Annotated in this window: 16 protein-coding genes; 3 read left to right on the forward strand and 13 right to left on the reverse strand. The window is 60.7% G+C overall.

The annotated features are described in order from the left end of the window. Positions 1-23: 23 nt before the first annotated feature. Positions 24-764, reverse strand: a complete 741-nt coding sequence (locus WJM78_RS20060; protein WP_339011336.1) for an ATP-binding cassette domain-containing protein — start codon at positions 762-764, stop codon at positions 24-26. Between the two features lie 201 nt (positions 765-965). On the opposite strand from WJM78_RS20060, the gene argR reads away from it, so the two are divergent. Continuing rightward, a complete protein-coding gene (gene argR, locus WJM78_RS20065) occupies positions 966-1,436 on the forward strand; it encodes a transcriptional regulator ArgR (RefSeq protein WP_005308670.1) in 471 nt (156 codons plus the stop codon). 88 nt (positions 1,437-1,524) lie between these two features. Here argR and WJM78_RS20070 read toward each other — a convergent pair whose 3' ends face one another. The 5 genes from WJM78_RS20070 to glnK form a co-directional block, all read right to left on the reverse strand. Continuing rightward, positions 1,525-2,430, reverse strand: a complete 906-nt coding sequence (locus tag WJM78_RS20070) for a Dyp-type peroxidase (protein ID WP_339011340.1) — start codon at positions 2,428-2,430, stop codon at positions 1,525-1,527. Positions 2,431-2,532: 102 nt separating this feature from the next. Beyond that, positions 2,533-3,567 (reverse strand): ABC transporter ATP-binding protein, encoded by a 1,035-nt coding sequence (locus WJM78_RS20075; RefSeq protein ID WP_339011344.1) that lies wholly within the window; start codon positions 3,565-3,567, stop codon positions 2,533-2,535. Positions 3,568-3,641: 74 nt separating this feature from the next. Further along, positions 3,642-5,267: an iron ABC transporter permease gene (locus WJM78_RS20080; protein ID WP_339011346.1), complete on the reverse strand. Its 1,626-nt coding sequence runs from the start codon at positions 5,265-5,267 to the stop codon at positions 3,642-3,644. 39 nt (positions 5,268-5,306) lie between these two features. Then, positions 5,307-6,314, reverse strand: coding sequence for a Fe(3+) ABC transporter substrate-binding protein (locus tag WJM78_RS20085; RefSeq protein WP_042038792.1), 1,008 nt, complete (start codon positions 6,312-6,314; stop codon positions 5,307-5,309). 251 nt (positions 6,315-6,565) lie between these two features. Then, complete coding sequence (glnK, locus tag WJM78_RS20090; protein ID WP_042038791.1) at positions 6,566-6,904, reverse strand: P-II family nitrogen regulator; 339 nt, start codon at positions 6,902-6,904, stop codon at positions 6,566-6,568. Positions 6,905-7,105: 201 nt separating this feature from the next. On the opposite strand from glnK, the gene arfB reads away from it, so the two are divergent. Both arfB and WJM78_RS20100 read left to right on the forward strand, forming a co-directional pair. Further along, positions 7,106-7,522 (forward strand): alternative ribosome rescue aminoacyl-tRNA hydrolase ArfB, encoded by a 417-nt coding sequence (gene arfB, locus WJM78_RS20095; protein WP_042038790.1) that lies wholly within the window; start codon positions 7,106-7,108, stop codon positions 7,520-7,522. A 43-nt stretch (positions 7,523-7,565) separates the two neighbouring features. Beyond that, positions 7,566-8,084, forward strand: coding sequence for a methylated-DNA--[protein]-cysteine S-methyltransferase (locus tag WJM78_RS20100; protein ID WP_339011354.1), 519 nt, complete (start codon positions 7,566-7,568; stop codon positions 8,082-8,084). A 443-nt stretch (positions 8,085-8,527) separates the two neighbouring features. Here WJM78_RS20100 and WJM78_RS20105 read toward each other — a convergent pair whose 3' ends face one another. The 7 genes from WJM78_RS20105 to WJM78_RS20135 all read right to left on the reverse strand — a co-directional run bounded on the left by WJM78_RS20105 (position 8,528) and on the right by WJM78_RS20135 (position 15,942). Beyond that, positions 8,528-9,724, reverse strand: coding sequence for a NupC/NupG family nucleoside CNT transporter (locus WJM78_RS20105; protein WP_287146591.1), 1,197 nt, complete (start codon positions 9,722-9,724; stop codon positions 8,528-8,530). 182 nt (positions 9,725-9,906) lie between these two features. Next, positions 9,907-10,842: a LysR family transcriptional regulator gene (locus WJM78_RS20110; protein WP_042038929.1), complete on the reverse strand. Its 936-nt coding sequence runs from the start codon at positions 10,840-10,842 to the stop codon at positions 9,907-9,909. Positions 10,843-10,924: 82 nt separating this feature from the next. After that, positions 10,925-11,458 carry a glutathione peroxidase gene (locus tag WJM78_RS20115; protein ID WP_212513418.1) on the reverse strand — a complete coding sequence of 178 codons (534 nt, stop codon included), beginning with the start codon at positions 11,456-11,458 and terminating at the stop codon, positions 10,925-10,927. A 67-nt stretch (positions 11,459-11,525) separates the two neighbouring features. Beyond that, on the reverse strand, positions 11,526-12,089 hold the full coding sequence (locus WJM78_RS20120) for an NnrU family protein (RefSeq protein WP_339011361.1): 564 nt from the start codon (positions 12,087-12,089) through the stop codon (positions 11,526-11,528). A 212-nt stretch (positions 12,090-12,301) separates the two neighbouring features. Further along, entirely contained in the window at positions 12,302-13,435 is a 1,134-nt protein-coding gene (locus tag WJM78_RS20125; RefSeq protein WP_339011364.1) for a glycerate kinase, read from the reverse strand. A 9-nt stretch (positions 13,436-13,444) separates the two neighbouring features. Next, positions 13,445-14,707, reverse strand: a complete 1,263-nt coding sequence (locus WJM78_RS20130; RefSeq protein WP_042038780.1) for a GntP family permease — start codon at positions 14,705-14,707, stop codon at positions 13,445-13,447. A 119-nt stretch (positions 14,708-14,826) separates the two neighbouring features. Further along, positions 14,827-15,942, reverse strand: a complete 1,116-nt coding sequence (locus WJM78_RS20135; protein WP_042038778.1) for a sugar diacid recognition domain-containing protein — start codon at positions 15,940-15,942, stop codon at positions 14,827-14,829. Between the last annotated feature and the right edge of the window lie 205 nt (positions 15,943-16,147).

The following is a 16,147-nucleotide window of genomic DNA, read 5'->3' on the forward strand; positions in this document are numbered from 1 at the left end:
CAGCTTCCTTATCGATTTGAATATCAATGCATCAAGAACTCGGCAAACCGGCTGGTTTGCGGAGAGTTGAAAATGGCGGCGGAGCCGGATTCAATGATCCGTCCCTTCTCCAGATAGATCACCTGACTGGCCACCTTGCGGGCGAACTCCACCTCGTGGGTCACCACGACCTGGGTGATGCCGGTCTGGCCCAGATTGCGGATGATCTCCGCCACCTCTTTGGTGATCTCGGGATCGAGGGCCGCCGTCGGCTCGTCAAACAGCAGCACCTGCGGATCCATCATCAGGGTACGGGCGATGGCCACCCGCTGCTGCTGACCGCCGGACAGCCGGGCAGGCCAGGCATCGCGCTTGTCCGCCAGTTGCAGCTGGGACAGCAGATAGGCGCCCTTCTCGATGGCAGCCGCCTTGCTCATGCCGAGCAACTTGACGGGGGCCTCGATCAGGTTCTCCATCACGGTCAGATGTGGCCACAGATTGTACTGCTGGAATACCATGCCCACCTTGCGGCGCAGCGCCTGTGTCTGACGGTTGAATTCGGCGGCAGAGAGGCTGGACGGGAAAGAAAATTCACTTTCACCTATGCGCAATACACCGGCATCCGGCGTATCCAGCAGGTTCATCATGCGCAGCAGCGAACTCTTGCCGGCACCGCTTGGGCCCAGCAGCACCAAGGTTTCACCGGGAGCAGTCCGAAAGCTGACATCTTGCAGTACCGGCACCTTGTGCCAGGATTTTTCGATACCGATTAATTCAATACCCATACAGCCCAATTGAATAAGTTTTCAAAATTTCGTCCCGATTTTAGCCCCAAGATGGGTGGATGCAAGCTAATTTTGAATCAATATGCAGAACAAGCGCCGCTTCCTTGCAAAATTAGGCACATGAATGCAAAATGGACTCGCTGTTCATATCTGCCGCCTGAGCGTGACAGGCCGCCATACCTCCTCATTCGTGAGTCCAAGATGAAGCATAACGACAAGCAAGAAAAACTGGCCAAGGCCTTTAAAGCCTTGCTGAAAGAAGAACGATTTGGCTCCCAGGCAGAGATAGTGACTGCCCTGCAAGAGATGGGCTTCGAGAACATCAACCAGTCCAAGGTATCACGCATGCTGAGCCGCTTCGGCGCCGTTCGCACCCGCAATGCCAAGATGGAGATGGTCTACTGCCTGCCGGTGGAACTGGGCGTGCCCACCACCTCCAGCCCGCTCAAAAACCTGGTACTGGACGTCGACCACAACGGCGCCCTGGTGGTGATCCACACCAGCCCGGGTGCAGCCCAGCTCATCGCTCGCCTGCTCGACTCCCTCGGCAAGGCGGAAGGGATCCTCGGCACCATCGCCGGTGATGACACCATCTTCATCACCCCGACCAGCGACACCGACATCGAAGAGCTCTACCTCTCCGCCCTCGAGCTGTTCGAACAGACCCCTTAATCAGGCTCGTCCGTCCCGCTGTGGTGACGCCCCCTGAACGAAAAATCCCGGCCAAGGCCGGGATTTTTGTTGGTGACGTCAACCGCGCTTATTTGCCCCTGGAAACCAGATAATCCTCGGAAGGCGCAAAGAAGGCGGCCCCGGTCACGGCCCTGGTGAAACGCAGCAGATGGTCGAAGTGACTGCCCTCCCCCTTGTACATGCTGGCCAGCATGGCGTTGAAGTGCAGCGGCGTGCTGCAGCAGGAGATGAAGTAGAGCCCCTGCTCGGTCATGGTGCCCCAGGGCATGCTCTGGCGCAGTATCTCCATGGACTCACCCTTGGGGGTCTTGAGATTGACTCGCTTGATGTGGGCAGTCAGCGGCTTGTCGGCCGACTCATACTCTATGTTGTCGGCCTTGGTGCGACCTATGATGTCTTCCTGCTCCTTCAGAGCCAGCGCCTCCCAGTCGCTCATGGCATGCACCCAGCGCTGGACGTGGATATAGGAACCACCGGCAAATTCGCCGCCGCCCAGCAGCGCCACGTCGGCCCTGTGCTCATCCTGCGGGTTTTCGGTGCCATCGACGAAGCCGGTCAGGTCCCGGCAATCCAGATTGCGGAAACCGCGCACCTCTTCGGCCAGTACCACCAGCCCCGCCAGCAAGGCCATCACGCGCTGACCGGCGTGGTGCAGCACATCCACCCGATCGGCGCGCAACTGCACGAAGAGATCAAACGGGGTATTCGGCGCCTGCTGACCGTTGGCGGATTGCGCCATGAAGCCACGGAACTGGGGCGGACGGGCGGCAGGGTAGAGACCATCCCAGGCATCGGCACCGACGGCGACCAGACCGCTGAAACCGGCATCGGGAAAATCGGCGGCAAGCGCCGCCCACAGGGCGGGCAAGCTGGCCAGACGGGCCACCAGTTCGGCGCCGTCGCCGGTGCGATTGAACATCAGATAGAGGGCGTGCAGATTCGGCTCTGCACAGATCCCGGCTTGGGCTTTCATATCTCTCTCCCCTGAACAGGCATTAGCGATGTTGGCATTGCGTTGCGCGATTATAAACCAGAGTGAATCCAGTTCCTTGATTTCACAACGATATCAGCTCTGTCACGGCAATGGATCAAACAGCACGAGCGCATGCGGGGCAAGGTTGACCCGTGCCCGCATCCCGCCAAGCGGCTCGCCAATGCTGGCCTCGAGCCGCTGGCCGCCACACTCGAACAACACCCGGCAGTGATGACCGAGAAACTGCTGCTCCAGCACCACCAGCTCACCGCCGTCGACGGCCTCCAGCAACAGTTGCTGGGGTCTGAGCATCAATTGCAGCAACTCGCCCACGGCGCGGCCGTGAGGCTCGGTGCCGCACACCACCCCCAGCGAAGTCTGCACGCAGTGGCTGTCTACCACCTCGGCGGCCAGGTAGTTGACCCCGCCAAGAAACTCCGCCACGAAGCGGTTCTGCGGGCGGCGATAGAGCTGCTCCGGCTGACCCACCTGCTCTATATGACCGGCACGGAACAGCGCCAGCCGGTCGGCGAAGGCGAACGCCTCCTCCTTGCTGTGACTGACGAAGATGGCGCCAATCCCCTGCTGCTTGAGCAGGGCGCGGATCTCGAGAATAAGCTTCATCCGCACCTGGGTATCTATGTTGGAGAAGGGCTCGTCCAACAGCATCAGCCTGGGCTTGCACACCAGAGCGCGGGCGATGGCGACCCTCTGCTGCTGACCGCCGGAGAGCTCATGCGGATAACGCGCCCCCAGCCCCTGCAGATTGACCCGCGTCAGCGCCTCATCCACCTGCTGCTGGCGAATGCGGCGATCGAGTCGGGTCAGGCCGAAGCCGACGTTCTCGGCCACCGTCAGGTGGGGAAAGAGGGCGTAATCCTGAAAGATCATGCCGATGTTGCGCGCCTCTGGGGGTTCGCTGGCATCCGGCCCGTCGAGCAGGGTATCGCCGAGGCGAATAGTGCCCTCTGCCAGCGGCAGCAGACCGGCGATGGCCTTGAGCAGTGTGGTCTTGCCACAACCGCTAGCGCCCAGCAGACAGACGATCTCGTTGTCGGCCACTATCAGCGAGAGCTGTTCCAGCACATTGCGGCCGTTGTAACGGCAACTGACATTTTCAACCTGCAAGCAAGACACGGCTGACTTCCTCATATTCTTTTGGTTCAGACCGACCTGCGGCCGGACAACATTGCAGAGATTCATCTGCCCGATCAGTGACCCGGACTATCCAGACTGCGGTTGACCCAGATGAGCGGCAGCAAGCCCACCAACACGATGACGATGGCGCCAAGCGCCCCCCGCTCCAGCATCTCGTCCGACACGAATTGATAGACGTGGGTCGCCAGGGTGTCGAAGTTGAAGGGCCGCAGCAGCAGGGCGGCGGGCAGCTCCTTCATGGATTCGATAAACACCAGCATGGCGCCGGCAAACAGGCCTCGCCGTACCAGCGGTAGATGAACCCGGCGCAGCATGCCGCCATCCCCTTGCCCCAGGGAACGAGCCGCCATGTCGAGGCTGGGGGAGATCTTGCCCATGCTGGTCTCCACCGAGCCGATGGCGATGGCCACGAAGCGGACCAGATAGCCGAACACGATGGCGGTGATGGTGCCGGTCAACAGCAGGCCGGGGCCCTGGCGGCCAAGCCACTCGGCCAGATCATTGATGGCAAAATCGAGGGCCGTCAGCGGCACCAGCACGCCGATGGCCAGCACGGTACCCGGCATGGCGTACCCCATGGCAGAGATGCGCAGGGGCAGCAGACTCTTGAGCCCGCCATCGAGGCGACGGAAGAAACCGAGCAGCAGGGCGATGCCCATGGCAAGCAGGGCGGTCAGCGTCGAGATGAGCAGACTGTTGCCGGCGAAGCGGACAAACTCCGTCGTCCAGGAGAGTTCGAAATAGCGCACCCCGTAATCGAGCAGGATGACGAATGGCAGACCGAAACCGGCCAGCACCAATCCCCAGCACCAGAGCCCGGCCGCTGCGCGACTCACCCCCTTGAGCGGGTAGCGTAGAGGCTGCTCATGGCCCATGGATTTCTGGAACACCTGCTGCCGACGGCGAGAGCGGCGCTCCAACGCGATCAAGAGCACCACCGCCAGCAGCATCAGGCAGGAGAGTTTGGCGGCAGTGGCCAGGCTGCCGTAGCCGAGCCAGGTGTCGTAGACCGCCGTGGTCAGGGTATTGATGGCAAAGAAGTGGACGGTAGCAAAGTCGGCCAAGGTCTCCATCGCCACCAGCGACACGGCCACCATGATGGCGGGGCGCGCCAGCGGCAGGCTGAGGCGACGAAAGCTCTGCCAGGGCGTACAGCCAAGCAGACGGCTGGAGTGGATCAGGCTGACCGACTGCTCCAGAAAGGAGGCGCGGGCCAGCAGATAAACGTAGGGGAACAACACCAGCGCCAGCACCCAGGCGGCGCCCCCCAGGGAGCGAATGGCCGGGAACCAGTAATCGGCCGGACTGTTCCAGCCAAAGAGTGCGCGCAATCCGGCCTGTAGCGGGCCAGAGTAGTCAAGCAGGTCTGTGTAGACGTAGGCCACTATGTAGGAGGGCATGGCCATGGGCAACATCAGCGCCCACTGCAGTGCTCGGCGCCCCGGCACCTGACACATGGCGACCAGCCAGGCGGTGGGTACGCCAAACAGCAGGCTGAGCAGCACAACACCCGCCACCAGCGCCAGCGTATTGGCCAGATAATCGAGCAGCACCGTATCGACGAGGTGACGAAACAGGTCTCCATCTGCCGAGAAGGCAGAGAAGATCAGGGCGAGCACCGGCAAACCCAGCAGCAGGGCGGTGGCCCAGCTGCCGGCAATCCATCCACAATTTTTCATGAGACCACAGAAGTTGATGGGGCCCTTGGCCCCATCTGATTACAAGTCGAATTTCACTTCATCCAGCAGCTGCAAGGCGTCCTTGCGGTGCTTGGCATAATCGCTGACCGGTAGCGCGTCAGACTTGAAACTGCCCCAGGCCTTGACCATGGCGGACGGCTCGACCCCGGCCTTGACCGGATACTCGGCATTCACGTCCGCATACATGTGCTGGGCCGTGTCGCCAGCCAGAAACTCCATCAGCTTGCGCGCTTCATCTTTGTTCTTGGCGTGCTTGGTCATGGCCACGCCGCTCACGTTGACGTGAGCGCCACGGTCAGCCTGGTTCGGGAAGTTGATATAGACCGCATCGGCCCAGGACTTCTGCGCCGGATCTTTCAGCATGGCGCCCAGGTAGTAGCTGTTGCCGAGCGACAGGTCACAGATGCCATCTTTGATCGCCTTGACCTGATCCCGGTCGTTGCCCTGCGGCTTGCGCGCCAGGTTGGCCTTGACCGCTTCCAGCCAGGTTTTGGTCTCGGCCATGCCGTGATGGGCGATCATGGAAGAAACCAGCGCCACATTGTACTCGTGCTTGCCGCTGCGGGTACAAATTTTCCCTTTGAATTCAGGCTTGGCCAGATCTTCGTAGCTGATGGTGTCCAGCTTGCCGAGGCGATCCTTGCTCGAATAGATGGCACGCACCCGGGTGGTCAGGGCGAACCAGCGGTTCTCCGGGTCACGATAGATAGCGGGAATATTCTCCTGCAGGATCTTGCTGTCTACCGGCTGCACCAACCCCTTGTCCACCAGATCGGTCAGCCGGCTGATATCAACAGTCAGCATGAGATCGGCCGGGGAAAGCTTGCCTTCCCGCTCCAGACGCTCGTTCAGCCCCTCTTTGGCGAACACCACGTTGACCTTGATGCCTGACTCCTTCTCGAACTGCTGGATGATGGGCTTGATCAGCTCATCCTGCCGGTTGGAGTAGACATTCACTTCCCCTGCCGCCAACGCTCCCTGAGCAGCCAGGGTCGAGAAAGCCAGTGCCAACATCTTCATTTTCATCATCCATTCCTTGAGTTGCTATATCGAGTGATAACCATTGCTGTTTGTATTTTGCATTGGCCTCGACAGCGGGATCAAGAAAACATCGAGTGCGGGATCACATATTTAAACGCCTTGCAAACAAAAGGGCCGGATAGAATCCTATCCAGCCCCACCATGGAGTCCATCCGCGACTTCACATCGGCAATCTGTCCGGCCTAGTCAACCCTCAAAAGAGTCCTCTTGCTCAAACCGGCATCACGCGCGAGAGTTCAGAGTGCCTCGTCGTCGCTCTCGCCGGTGCGAATGCGCACCGCCTGTAGCAAGTCGTAGACGAAGATCTTGCCGTCACCAATCTTGCCGGTGTAGGCCGCCTTGCAGATCGCCTCTATCACCCCTTCGACGTTGTCATCGACCGTCGCTATTTCCAGCTTTACCTTGGGTAAGAAGTCGACCTGGTACTCGGCTCCCCGGTATAATTCGGTGTGCCCCTTCTGACGACCAAACCCTTTGACCTCGGACACGGTCAGGCCCTCGATCCCCAGGTTGGCGACCGCTTCGCGCACATCGTCCAACTTGAACGGTTTGATTATCGCAGTAATCAGCTTCATCTGGTTGCTCCCAATCCATGGTATGTCATGAATTGGGAGTCAATTCTCGTGCCAAGTCTTTTTATTGTTAAATTTCAAAAGGATAGTTTTTTATTCTGGGATAGGCACCCCACAATATCACCCAGGGAGCGCATCTCGCCCCATAATGAGGCACCAAGCTGAACCAGCCTCTCCCGATGCACCAAACAAGAGCACAGCAGTATGTTAGTCATCTCCAACAGCGTGACCCTGCCCTGGCATGAGCTGCAGTTTCAAGCCATGCGAGCTCAGGGCGCCGGCGGCCAGCACGTCAACAAGACCGACTCCGCCGTCTGGTTGCGCTTCGATTACCGCAGCTCCCCCAGCCTGCCGGATCTCTACAAGGAGGGACTCGACAAGCTGAGCGACAGCCGGGTACACGACGGTTTTATCCAGATCCGCGTCGAGACCCATCGTAGCCAGGACATGAACCGCAAAGAGGCCATGAGCCGCCTGGTGGAGCTGCTTAAAAAAGCCGCCTGGCGTCCCAAGGCCCGTCATGCCACCAAGCCGACCCGCAGCTCCCAGCGCAAACGAGTCGACGCCAAGAAGCGCAAGGGCGACATCAAGTCGGCCCGCGGCAAACCCGTGCTGGAGTAATGCTGCCAGCCTTACGACTTGCCTACGCCAAGGATGAGAGAAGATGAGATACAGTTTTTGCGACAGCGCCCACGGTCCCCTGCTCATCGCCATCGATCGGGATGGACTGCGCCATGTGGAGTTCATGCAGGGTGAACGCCCCATCATGCCAGCCCCGCAGTGGCGCCAGGATGATCTGGCGCTGGCGCCCTACGTCGAGCAGTTTGCCGCCTATTTCGCTGGCCACCTGCAGCGCTTCGATCTGCCGCTCGCCGCCAAGGGAACCCCCTTCCAGCAATCGGTATGGCGCGCCCTGTGCGACATTCCCTACGGCGAGACCGTCAGCTATCTCGAAATAGCCCAGTCCATCGGCAATCACAAGGCGGTACGCGCAGTGGGGGCCGCCAATGGCCGCAATCCCCTCAGCATCATAGTGCCCTGTCACAGAGTGATTGGGCGCAGCGGCCAGCTGACCGGTTATGCCGGCGGCATACCCATCAAACGCTGGTTGTTGGCTCTGGAACAACAGAACGGCCATGCATGCAGGCTGACCCCTGATGGGATGACAGCGGCATCCCTGTAAAACACTGGTTGCTGGCTCTGCAACAACAGAACATCAACTCATTCAGGCTGACCCCTGATGGGATGGCAGCGGCATCCCTGTAAAACACTGGTTGCTGGCTCTGCAACAACAGAACATCAACTCATTCAGGCTGACCCCTGATGGGATGGCGGCAGCACTCCAATAACACACGGGCTTGAGGCACTGGATTGGTCCCGTTTCGCGTTTAACAAAATGAACACAGCATGAAGAATCGCCTCAGAAGGGCTTCAGACAGGGTCAGGCATCATGGCTTCACACTTGGATGGCATGGCTCATCCCTCATTCAAGTGGCACCCATGTGACGCTTCCAATCTGTTTTTTCCCCGCGCCTCCTCTGAGGCGCTTTTTTTTTGCCCGAACGCGGCCAACAAAAAAGCCCGCCGAAGCGGGCTCTGACCGTAAGGTGCTAGCGTCGAGGTGAATCAGAGGGCGAGGAACAGCCCCGCCAGCGAGGCACTCATCAGGTTTGCCAGCACACCTGCCAATATGGCGCGCATGCCATAACGGGCGATGAAGGATTTGCGCTCCGGCACCATGGCGCCCAGACCACCGATCAGGATCGCCATGGAGGAGATATTGGCAAAACCGCACAGGGCGAAGGTAACGATGGCCCTGCTCGATTCGTTCAGAGTCTGATCCTGCACCAGGGCGATGAAGGCGACGAATTCGTTGATGACTATCTTGGTCCCGATCAGGGCACCGGCCGCCTGGGCCTGATCCCAGGGCACGCCGATCAGCCAGGAGACGGGGGCAAACAGCCAGCCCAGGATGATCTGGAAGCTCAGATCCAGCCCCACCAGACCGCCAGCCCAACCCAACAGGCCGTTGAGCATAGCAATCACCCCGACGAAGGCCAACAGGGTCGCACCGACCGCGACCGCGATGTTAAGGCCAGCCATGGCGCCATCGGCCGCCGCTTCGATGACATTGGTCGCACGCGGGATCTCCACGTCCTGATGGTGATCCACCTCGCCGATTCCGGGCGGTACCAGGATCTTGGCCATGGCCAGACCAGCGGGCGCCGACATGAAGGCCGCCGCGATCAGGTATTTCAGCTCGACCCCGATACTGGCGTAGCCCACCAGGGTGCCGCCAGCCACGGAGGCGAGACCGCAGCTCATCACGGCGAAGAACTGGGAGTCAGACATCTTGGAGAGGTAGGGTTTAACCACCAACGGCGCTTCCACCATGCCGACGAAGATGTTGGCGGTGGCGGAGAGGCTCTCGGCGCGGCCAGTGCCCAGTAGCTTCTGCAGACCCCCGCCCAGCAGGGCGATGACCCGCGGCATCAAGCCTATGTGATAGAGGATGGCGATCACCGCCGAGAAGAAGATGATGACCGGCAACACGTTGAACGCAAAGATGAAGCCCAGCTTGAACTTGGCCAGGTCCCCGAACAGGAAGGCGATCCCCTCCTGGCCGTAACCTATCACGCTGCTGACGCTCTCGCTGACCCCGTTCAGCACGTGCTGACCGGCAGGCAACCAGAGCACCAGACCGGCAAAGAGGACTTGCAGGCAGAGGGCAAGGCCGACTGTTCGCAACGGGATACGACGACGATTATCAGAGCAGATCACGGCCAGCGCCAAGATACTCAGTATGCCGAGCAGGGCTATCATAGGGACTCCATCAGGTGGGGAAAAAGATGGGCGCGGATTCTGCGCTCCATGCTCCGCCACTGCAAGCCCGCTTGGTTACAGCCCTGTTAGCAAAAACGTTTGCACGATACCGGTTGCGCCAACCCGCTGATTTGGTTCAATTTTGGTATCACACGAAAGCCAGCGTTCTTATATAGAAACGATCATTCCTCTATGCCAGACAATTTGCCGCCGAGCCAGGGGGCGAGTCGCTGCTCCCAATAGGGATTGGGACCGAAGCTCTCCTTGAGGAAATCGATGAACAGCCGGATTTTGGGATCCAGATGTTCGCGCCTGGCGTAGACGGCGTGCACCGCCATCTTCTGGTTCGGCCGCCACTGGGGCAGCAGGGGGATCAACTGACCGGACTGCAACTCCTGGTCCAGCAAGTAATTGGCGACATAGGCGATACCGAGTCCGGCCAGGGCTGCATCCCGTACCGCCTCCGCCAGATCCACCCGGTAGTTGCCGGCCACCTGCACCGTCTGGCGCTCCTTGCCCTGGCGAAACGACCACTCGTGGTAGCGCCGCTCCCGACTCTGGTAGGTGATGCAGTTGTGCTGGGCCAGCTCCTTGGGGTGCAGCGGGGTACCGTGGCTCAGCAGATAGTCCGGCGAGGCCACCAGCACGAAGTGGATATCCGCCAGCCGCTGCCCCACCAGCGCTTCGGGCTTGTCTTCATAGGTGGTGATCCAGAGATCCAGCCCCTCATCCACCAGGTTGGTTCTGTGATCGAACAGGGAGACTTCCAGCTCCAGCTCGGGGTAGCGATCCTGAAACGCCTTGAGGCGCGGGATCACGTGCAACCGGCCAAAGGACTGACCGACTCCCAGATGCAGGACGCCACTCACCTTGCCGCGGCGCTCCGCCACCATGGAGTCCGCCTCCAGCGCCACCGCCACTAACGCGCGGCAGTGACGGGCATACTCCTGACCGAGTTCGGTCAGGGAGAAGCGGCGAGTCGTGCGCTGCACCAGCTGGGCACCGAGTTCGGTCTCAAGCTGGGCCAGCTGCTTGCTGATGTGGGATTTGGAGACGCCGAGCCGCCGCGCGGCCGCCGAGATGCCCTGTTCACGAACCAGGGCATCGAAGATCACCATTTGGGGCAGACGTTGCAGCACGGGATTACCAGATAGGAAAGCGGGCCTCCATTATTCCAGAGCCGCCCGCAGCGGGGTAGGCCTAAAGCCCGAGTGCCCGTTTGACCTCTTTTTGCAGGGGATCGTCGGCCGGATTCTGGTTCGCACCATAGCTCGCGATCAGCTTGCCATCACGCCCTATCAGGTACTTGTGAAAGTTCCAGCCCGGCGCCTCGCCCGCAGCCGCGGCCAGCCCCTTGTAGAGCGGGCTGGCATCGTCACCGCGTACCGCCAACCGGTTGAACATAGGGAAGGTCACCCCGTAGTCACGGCGGCAAACAGCAGCGGTTTTGTCCTCATCCCCCGACTCCTGCCAGAAGTCGTTTGACGGAAAACCCAGCACGATCAGTCCCTTATCCTTGTAGGTCTGGTAAAGCGTCTCCAGATCCCCAAACTGCCCGCGATAGCCGCAATAAGACGCTGTGTTGACCACCAGCACCACCTTGCCTTCGGTCAGCTGACACAGGTTGTGGCGCTGGGTGTTGTTGAGCTCCCGCATCTCCACATTGAAGTAGTCGGGACAGGCAGCAGACACAGCCCCCACACCAAGCAGTAATAACAAAGTGAACCATTTCATCGGGCAACTCCTTTTGAACAGATGAGCGTCATACGCACAGGTGGCGCAGCCGGTTCATCCCCATCATTTAGCGCAAGGGTATGCCGGTCAGCCAGCCATGACCCCAGAAGATCAAGACAGCCGTGACCGCAAGTCCAGCTCCCACGCTGATACCAGTACCCACCCAGTTCGCTGCGGGACGGGGATAGCGCTGCCAGTCCCGCACCGAAATCCAGATGATGCTGATCAGCGCCCACAGACCGATACCGCCGAACAGCACCAGAGAGCGGGCCTCGCTGTTGACCGTCAGATGGGCGCAAGCCCAGAGCAGGGTGCCGAGCAGTTGGGGATGCACCAGCCAACGCCGCAGGTGATTGGGCCCCTGGCCGGAGAAGAACAGGATCAGCGCGACTGGCATGGCGCCCATCATCAGGGTCGGGCCCCAAGTGGGCAGCAAGTAGAGCGGCATGGGGCTGGACGAACGCCAGCCAGCAAGAATAAAGCCAATGGCGACAAATAGCAGCAGCGAGAAGAGCCCCTTATAACGGTTCTCCCCCAGCCGGTCGCACAGGCGGTCCCTGTGGGCAGCGGCGAAGCAGGGGTAGAGGTGGATAAGGGTAAACAGCAGTACCCCCAGGGTCAGCAAGATCATGGGTGGCTCCTTGTACTATGGGAGATCACTATGCCGCAAAGTGCGCAACCGGAACACAGAAACCGCAGAAAAGTAGCGGGGATACAGCAGGATAATGAAAAAAGCCGATCGACAGATCGGCAAGGTGTTTCGGGCAGACCGGCAGCAGGTGCTGGTCATTACCGCTACACGGGGCAGGGTTTGGCCGGCGCCAGGCACCGGCCAGAACAGGATTAGCGTCGCATCATATAGAGCGCGGCCACGTTGCGGGCCGTGAGCTGCAGGTTGGTGGTGGCGGTGGCCAGCGCTTCCGGCAGCGACATGGCGCGGTTGACCACGGCGAACACTGCGTCCAGTCCGTGCTCATGCACGACACCGTAATCGTCGGTGAGACAGCCCGAAATACCTATCACCGGCTTGCCAAACTGCTTGGCACAGCGTGCGACACCAATTGGCGTCTTGCCATAAATAGTCTGACTGTCGATGCGCCCTTCGCCGGTGATGACGAGATCCGCATCAGCCAGCGCCTCGGCCAGTTTCAGCGCCCCTATGACGATCTGGATGCCTGGCTTGAGCTCGGCACCGAGCAGGCCCACCAGGGCCGCGCCCATGCCGCCAGCGGCGCCGGCCCCCGGAATATCCTTCACCTGTTTGCCGAGCGCCTGTTCGATACAGTCGGCATAGCGGGCAAGGTTGGCATCGAGCTGCGCCACCATGTCGGGGTTGGCCCCCTTCTGCGGGCCAAACACGGCGGAGGCGCCTTTCGGGCCGCACAGTGGATTGTCCACATCGCAAGCCACCTCTATGGTGATCCTGCTCAGACGGGAGTCCAGGCCACTCAGGTCGATGGTCGCCAGCTCGGCCAAACCAGCACCACCCAGCGCAATAGAAGTGCCATCCGCTTTCAGCAACTTGCCACCGAGCGCCTGGATCATGCCGGCACCGCCGTCATTGGTGGCGCTGCCGCCGATACCGAGAATAAGGTGCTTCACCCCCATCTCCAGCGCAGCCAGGATCAGCTCGCCAGTGCCGAAGCTGGAGGTGAGCAGCGGATTGCGCAGTTCCGGCGCGACCAGATGCAGCCCTGAAGCGGCGGCCATCTCGATGACGGCACGCTCGCCATCCCCCAGCAGGCCGACGAAGCCCTGCACCTTGTTACCGAGCGGCGCAGTCACCTCGACCGGCAGGATACGACCACCGGTGGCATCCACCAGGGATTGCACTGTCCCCTCGCCGCCATCGGCCATGGGCAACTTGATGTAGGTGGCATCTGGCAACACCTGCTTGAAACCCGCCTCGATGGCATCAGCCACCGCCATGGCGCTCAGGCTCTCCTTGAATGAATCCGGTGCGATAACAATTTTCATATCAGTTCCTTAGGCGAGGCCAAACACGCCAAACATCAGGGTGGAGACGGCTGCGATGGTCAGACCGACGGCAGTTTCGTAGGGGATGAGTTTCAGACGCTCCCCCACGCCCATGTGGACGCTGCCACCCGTGGCATGGAAGAAGGAGCCGTGGGGCATGTGGTCAAACACGGTGGAACCCGCATGGATCATGGCGGCCCCCGCCAGACTGCTGATGCCGAGCTCAATCAGGGTGGCGCTGAACACGTTGGAGGCTACCACTGTCCCGGCCGTGGTCGAAGCGGTCGCCAGCGACATCAAAGCGCCCGAGATGGGGGCCAGCAGGTAGGAGGGCAGACCGGAGGCGGTCAGGCCGCTGATCAGCACATCCTTCAGACCCGAGTTGGCAATGATGCCCGCCAGGGTACCGGTTCCCAGCAGCATGATGGCTACCGGCGCCATGCGGGAAAGGCCCGAGACCGCAAATTGATTCACCTTGCTGAACTTGCCCATCATCAGGGCGCCGACCAGGCCGCCGAGGGGCAGGGCGATGAGCGGATCCACCACGATACCGGCCAACGGGCGCAGGGCCAGCAGCAGGATGGCGACCAACGGTGCACTGATGGCCGCAGCAAAGCCGGGCAGCTTGGTACCGGCAAAGCTCACCACCTCATCGGCAGCGACCTTGCTGCCTTTATTGTTGAGGCGCTTGGCAAGCCAGTAAGCCATCGCCAGACCGAGCAGGCCCGGGATGATGCCCGCCGCCATGACGGACGTGAGAGGCAGATGGAAGGCGTCGGCGGCTGCAATGGCGTTCGGGTTGGGGGACATCACGTTGCCCGCCTTGCCACCACCGACCATGGCCAGCAAGATAGCCGCCTTGGAGAGGTCGGCACGGCGTGCAATCGCCAGCGCAATGGGGGCAACCGTGATAACCGCCACATCCACGAACACACCGACCGCAGTCAGGATCAGGGTCGCGAGAGCCAGTGCCAGCAGGGCGCGGGTCTCGCCCAGCTTCTTGACGATGGTCTCGGCTATGGTGGTAGCCGCGCCCGATTCGATCAGCACGCCCGCCAGCACACCGGCCGCCAGGATCCGCATCACGGCCGTGGTGATCCCCTGGGCGCCACCTATCATCAGGGCGACGGTCTGGGTCAGATCGGCACCGCCGATCAGGCCACCGGCCAGGGCGCCGACTATCATGCCGTAAGCGGGCGGAACCTTCTTCAGAATGAGGAAGATGGCGATGGAGAGCGCGGCGAGAGCGCCGAGCGCGGATACAGGGATCATGACGGGCACCTTGAGTGGGAGTGAATGGTGGCCATTATGGTGATCCGGGATCGGAATGCTTTGGTTTAAAAGCTAAATAACATCTCTTGAAAAAGATTATTTTTGTTCATTACAACAAATCAGTTATCGAGATTGAGCCCGAGGTAGAGCAAAAACTTGTCATCTAACTTATTGAAATTCAAACCAGTTATTTGCTCAATCCGGGTCAGCCGGTAGCGCAGGGTATTGGGGTGGATGAACAGTGCTTCGGCACAGGGATGCAGATCACAATCCAGCAAGAAATATTGGCGCAGTGTTTTTTGCAGCGCTCCCTTTGTGTCCTCCTGCGCCAGCTTGAGCAGGGGCGCGCGCAGCTGATCCGCCTGCCAAGAGTCCGCCAGACTGCCGAGCAGCACAGGCAGCCGGTAATCCTCAAAGAAGTAGACCTGCTTGCGCGGCGCCTGCCGCATGCCCCGGCGCAACGTGTCCCGCGCCGTCTGATAGGAGCGTGCCAGCCCGTCTATGCCGCCGAAGTAATCACCCACCCCGATGCGCACCTTGAAGTGGGGAATGCGGGCCAGCAACTGCTTGATGCGACTGCGCTCCTGCTCAGATTGCCAGACGCCGTCGCTTAGTTGGGCCGGTTTGAGCACCACTATCTCGTCCAGACCATTGATGGCCACCAAGTTGTCCCGCTCCGGATTTTCCAGCAGATGCACCAGCTCCCGCAGGCGGGCGGGATCTGCCTCCTCCAGCGCCAGCACGGCCACCACCCGAGGCTGGGCCAGATCCAGCTCGAGGAAACGGGCCGCCTGTTGCAGCTGATCGACTCGCCCCTCGCCGCGGATGAGCTGCAGCACCAGCTCCTCCTTGTGACGTTTGTCCCACTGCAACTGCTCGGTGAGCGCCGCCTGCTCCAGAATAAGCTCGGCCGTCATACGCACCAGCTCGGCGTAAGCACGAACGATGTCCGGATCACCCGAGATGCCGATGACCCCGAGCAGCTCCCCCTGATAGGCAATGGGCAGGTTGATGCCGGGACGCACCCCTTTGAGTTGCCGGGCGGTCGCCTCGCTGATCTCCACCACCCGGTTCTCGGTCAGTGCCAATACGGCCCCCTCGTGGCGCTGATGAAGGCGCTCGGGGTTGCCGGAGGCGATGATCAAACCGTGTTCATCCATCACGTTGACCGAGAACGACAGTATCTTCATCGCCCTGCTCACTATCTGACGGGCCAGGGTATCGTTTAGCTGCATAACATCTCCGGACAACAAGCTGGCATGACGCCTGGGGGCCCACCATCGCACGGGCCGACGCGCAAAGATCCCACATCATCAAGACAAGCGCAGGGGGGATCGCTAGAATAGGCCACTTTACGCTATATGTGCCCCACCATGGATCATGGATCTGGCGTTATGCCGCTGTGTGGCGTGGTGGCTTCATCTTTCCGATATGGGCTCC

Source organism: Aeromonas popoffii (assembly GCF_037818705.1).
Classification (GTDB): domain Bacteria; phylum Pseudomonadota; class Gammaproteobacteria; order Enterobacterales; family Aeromonadaceae; genus Aeromonas; species Aeromonas popoffii.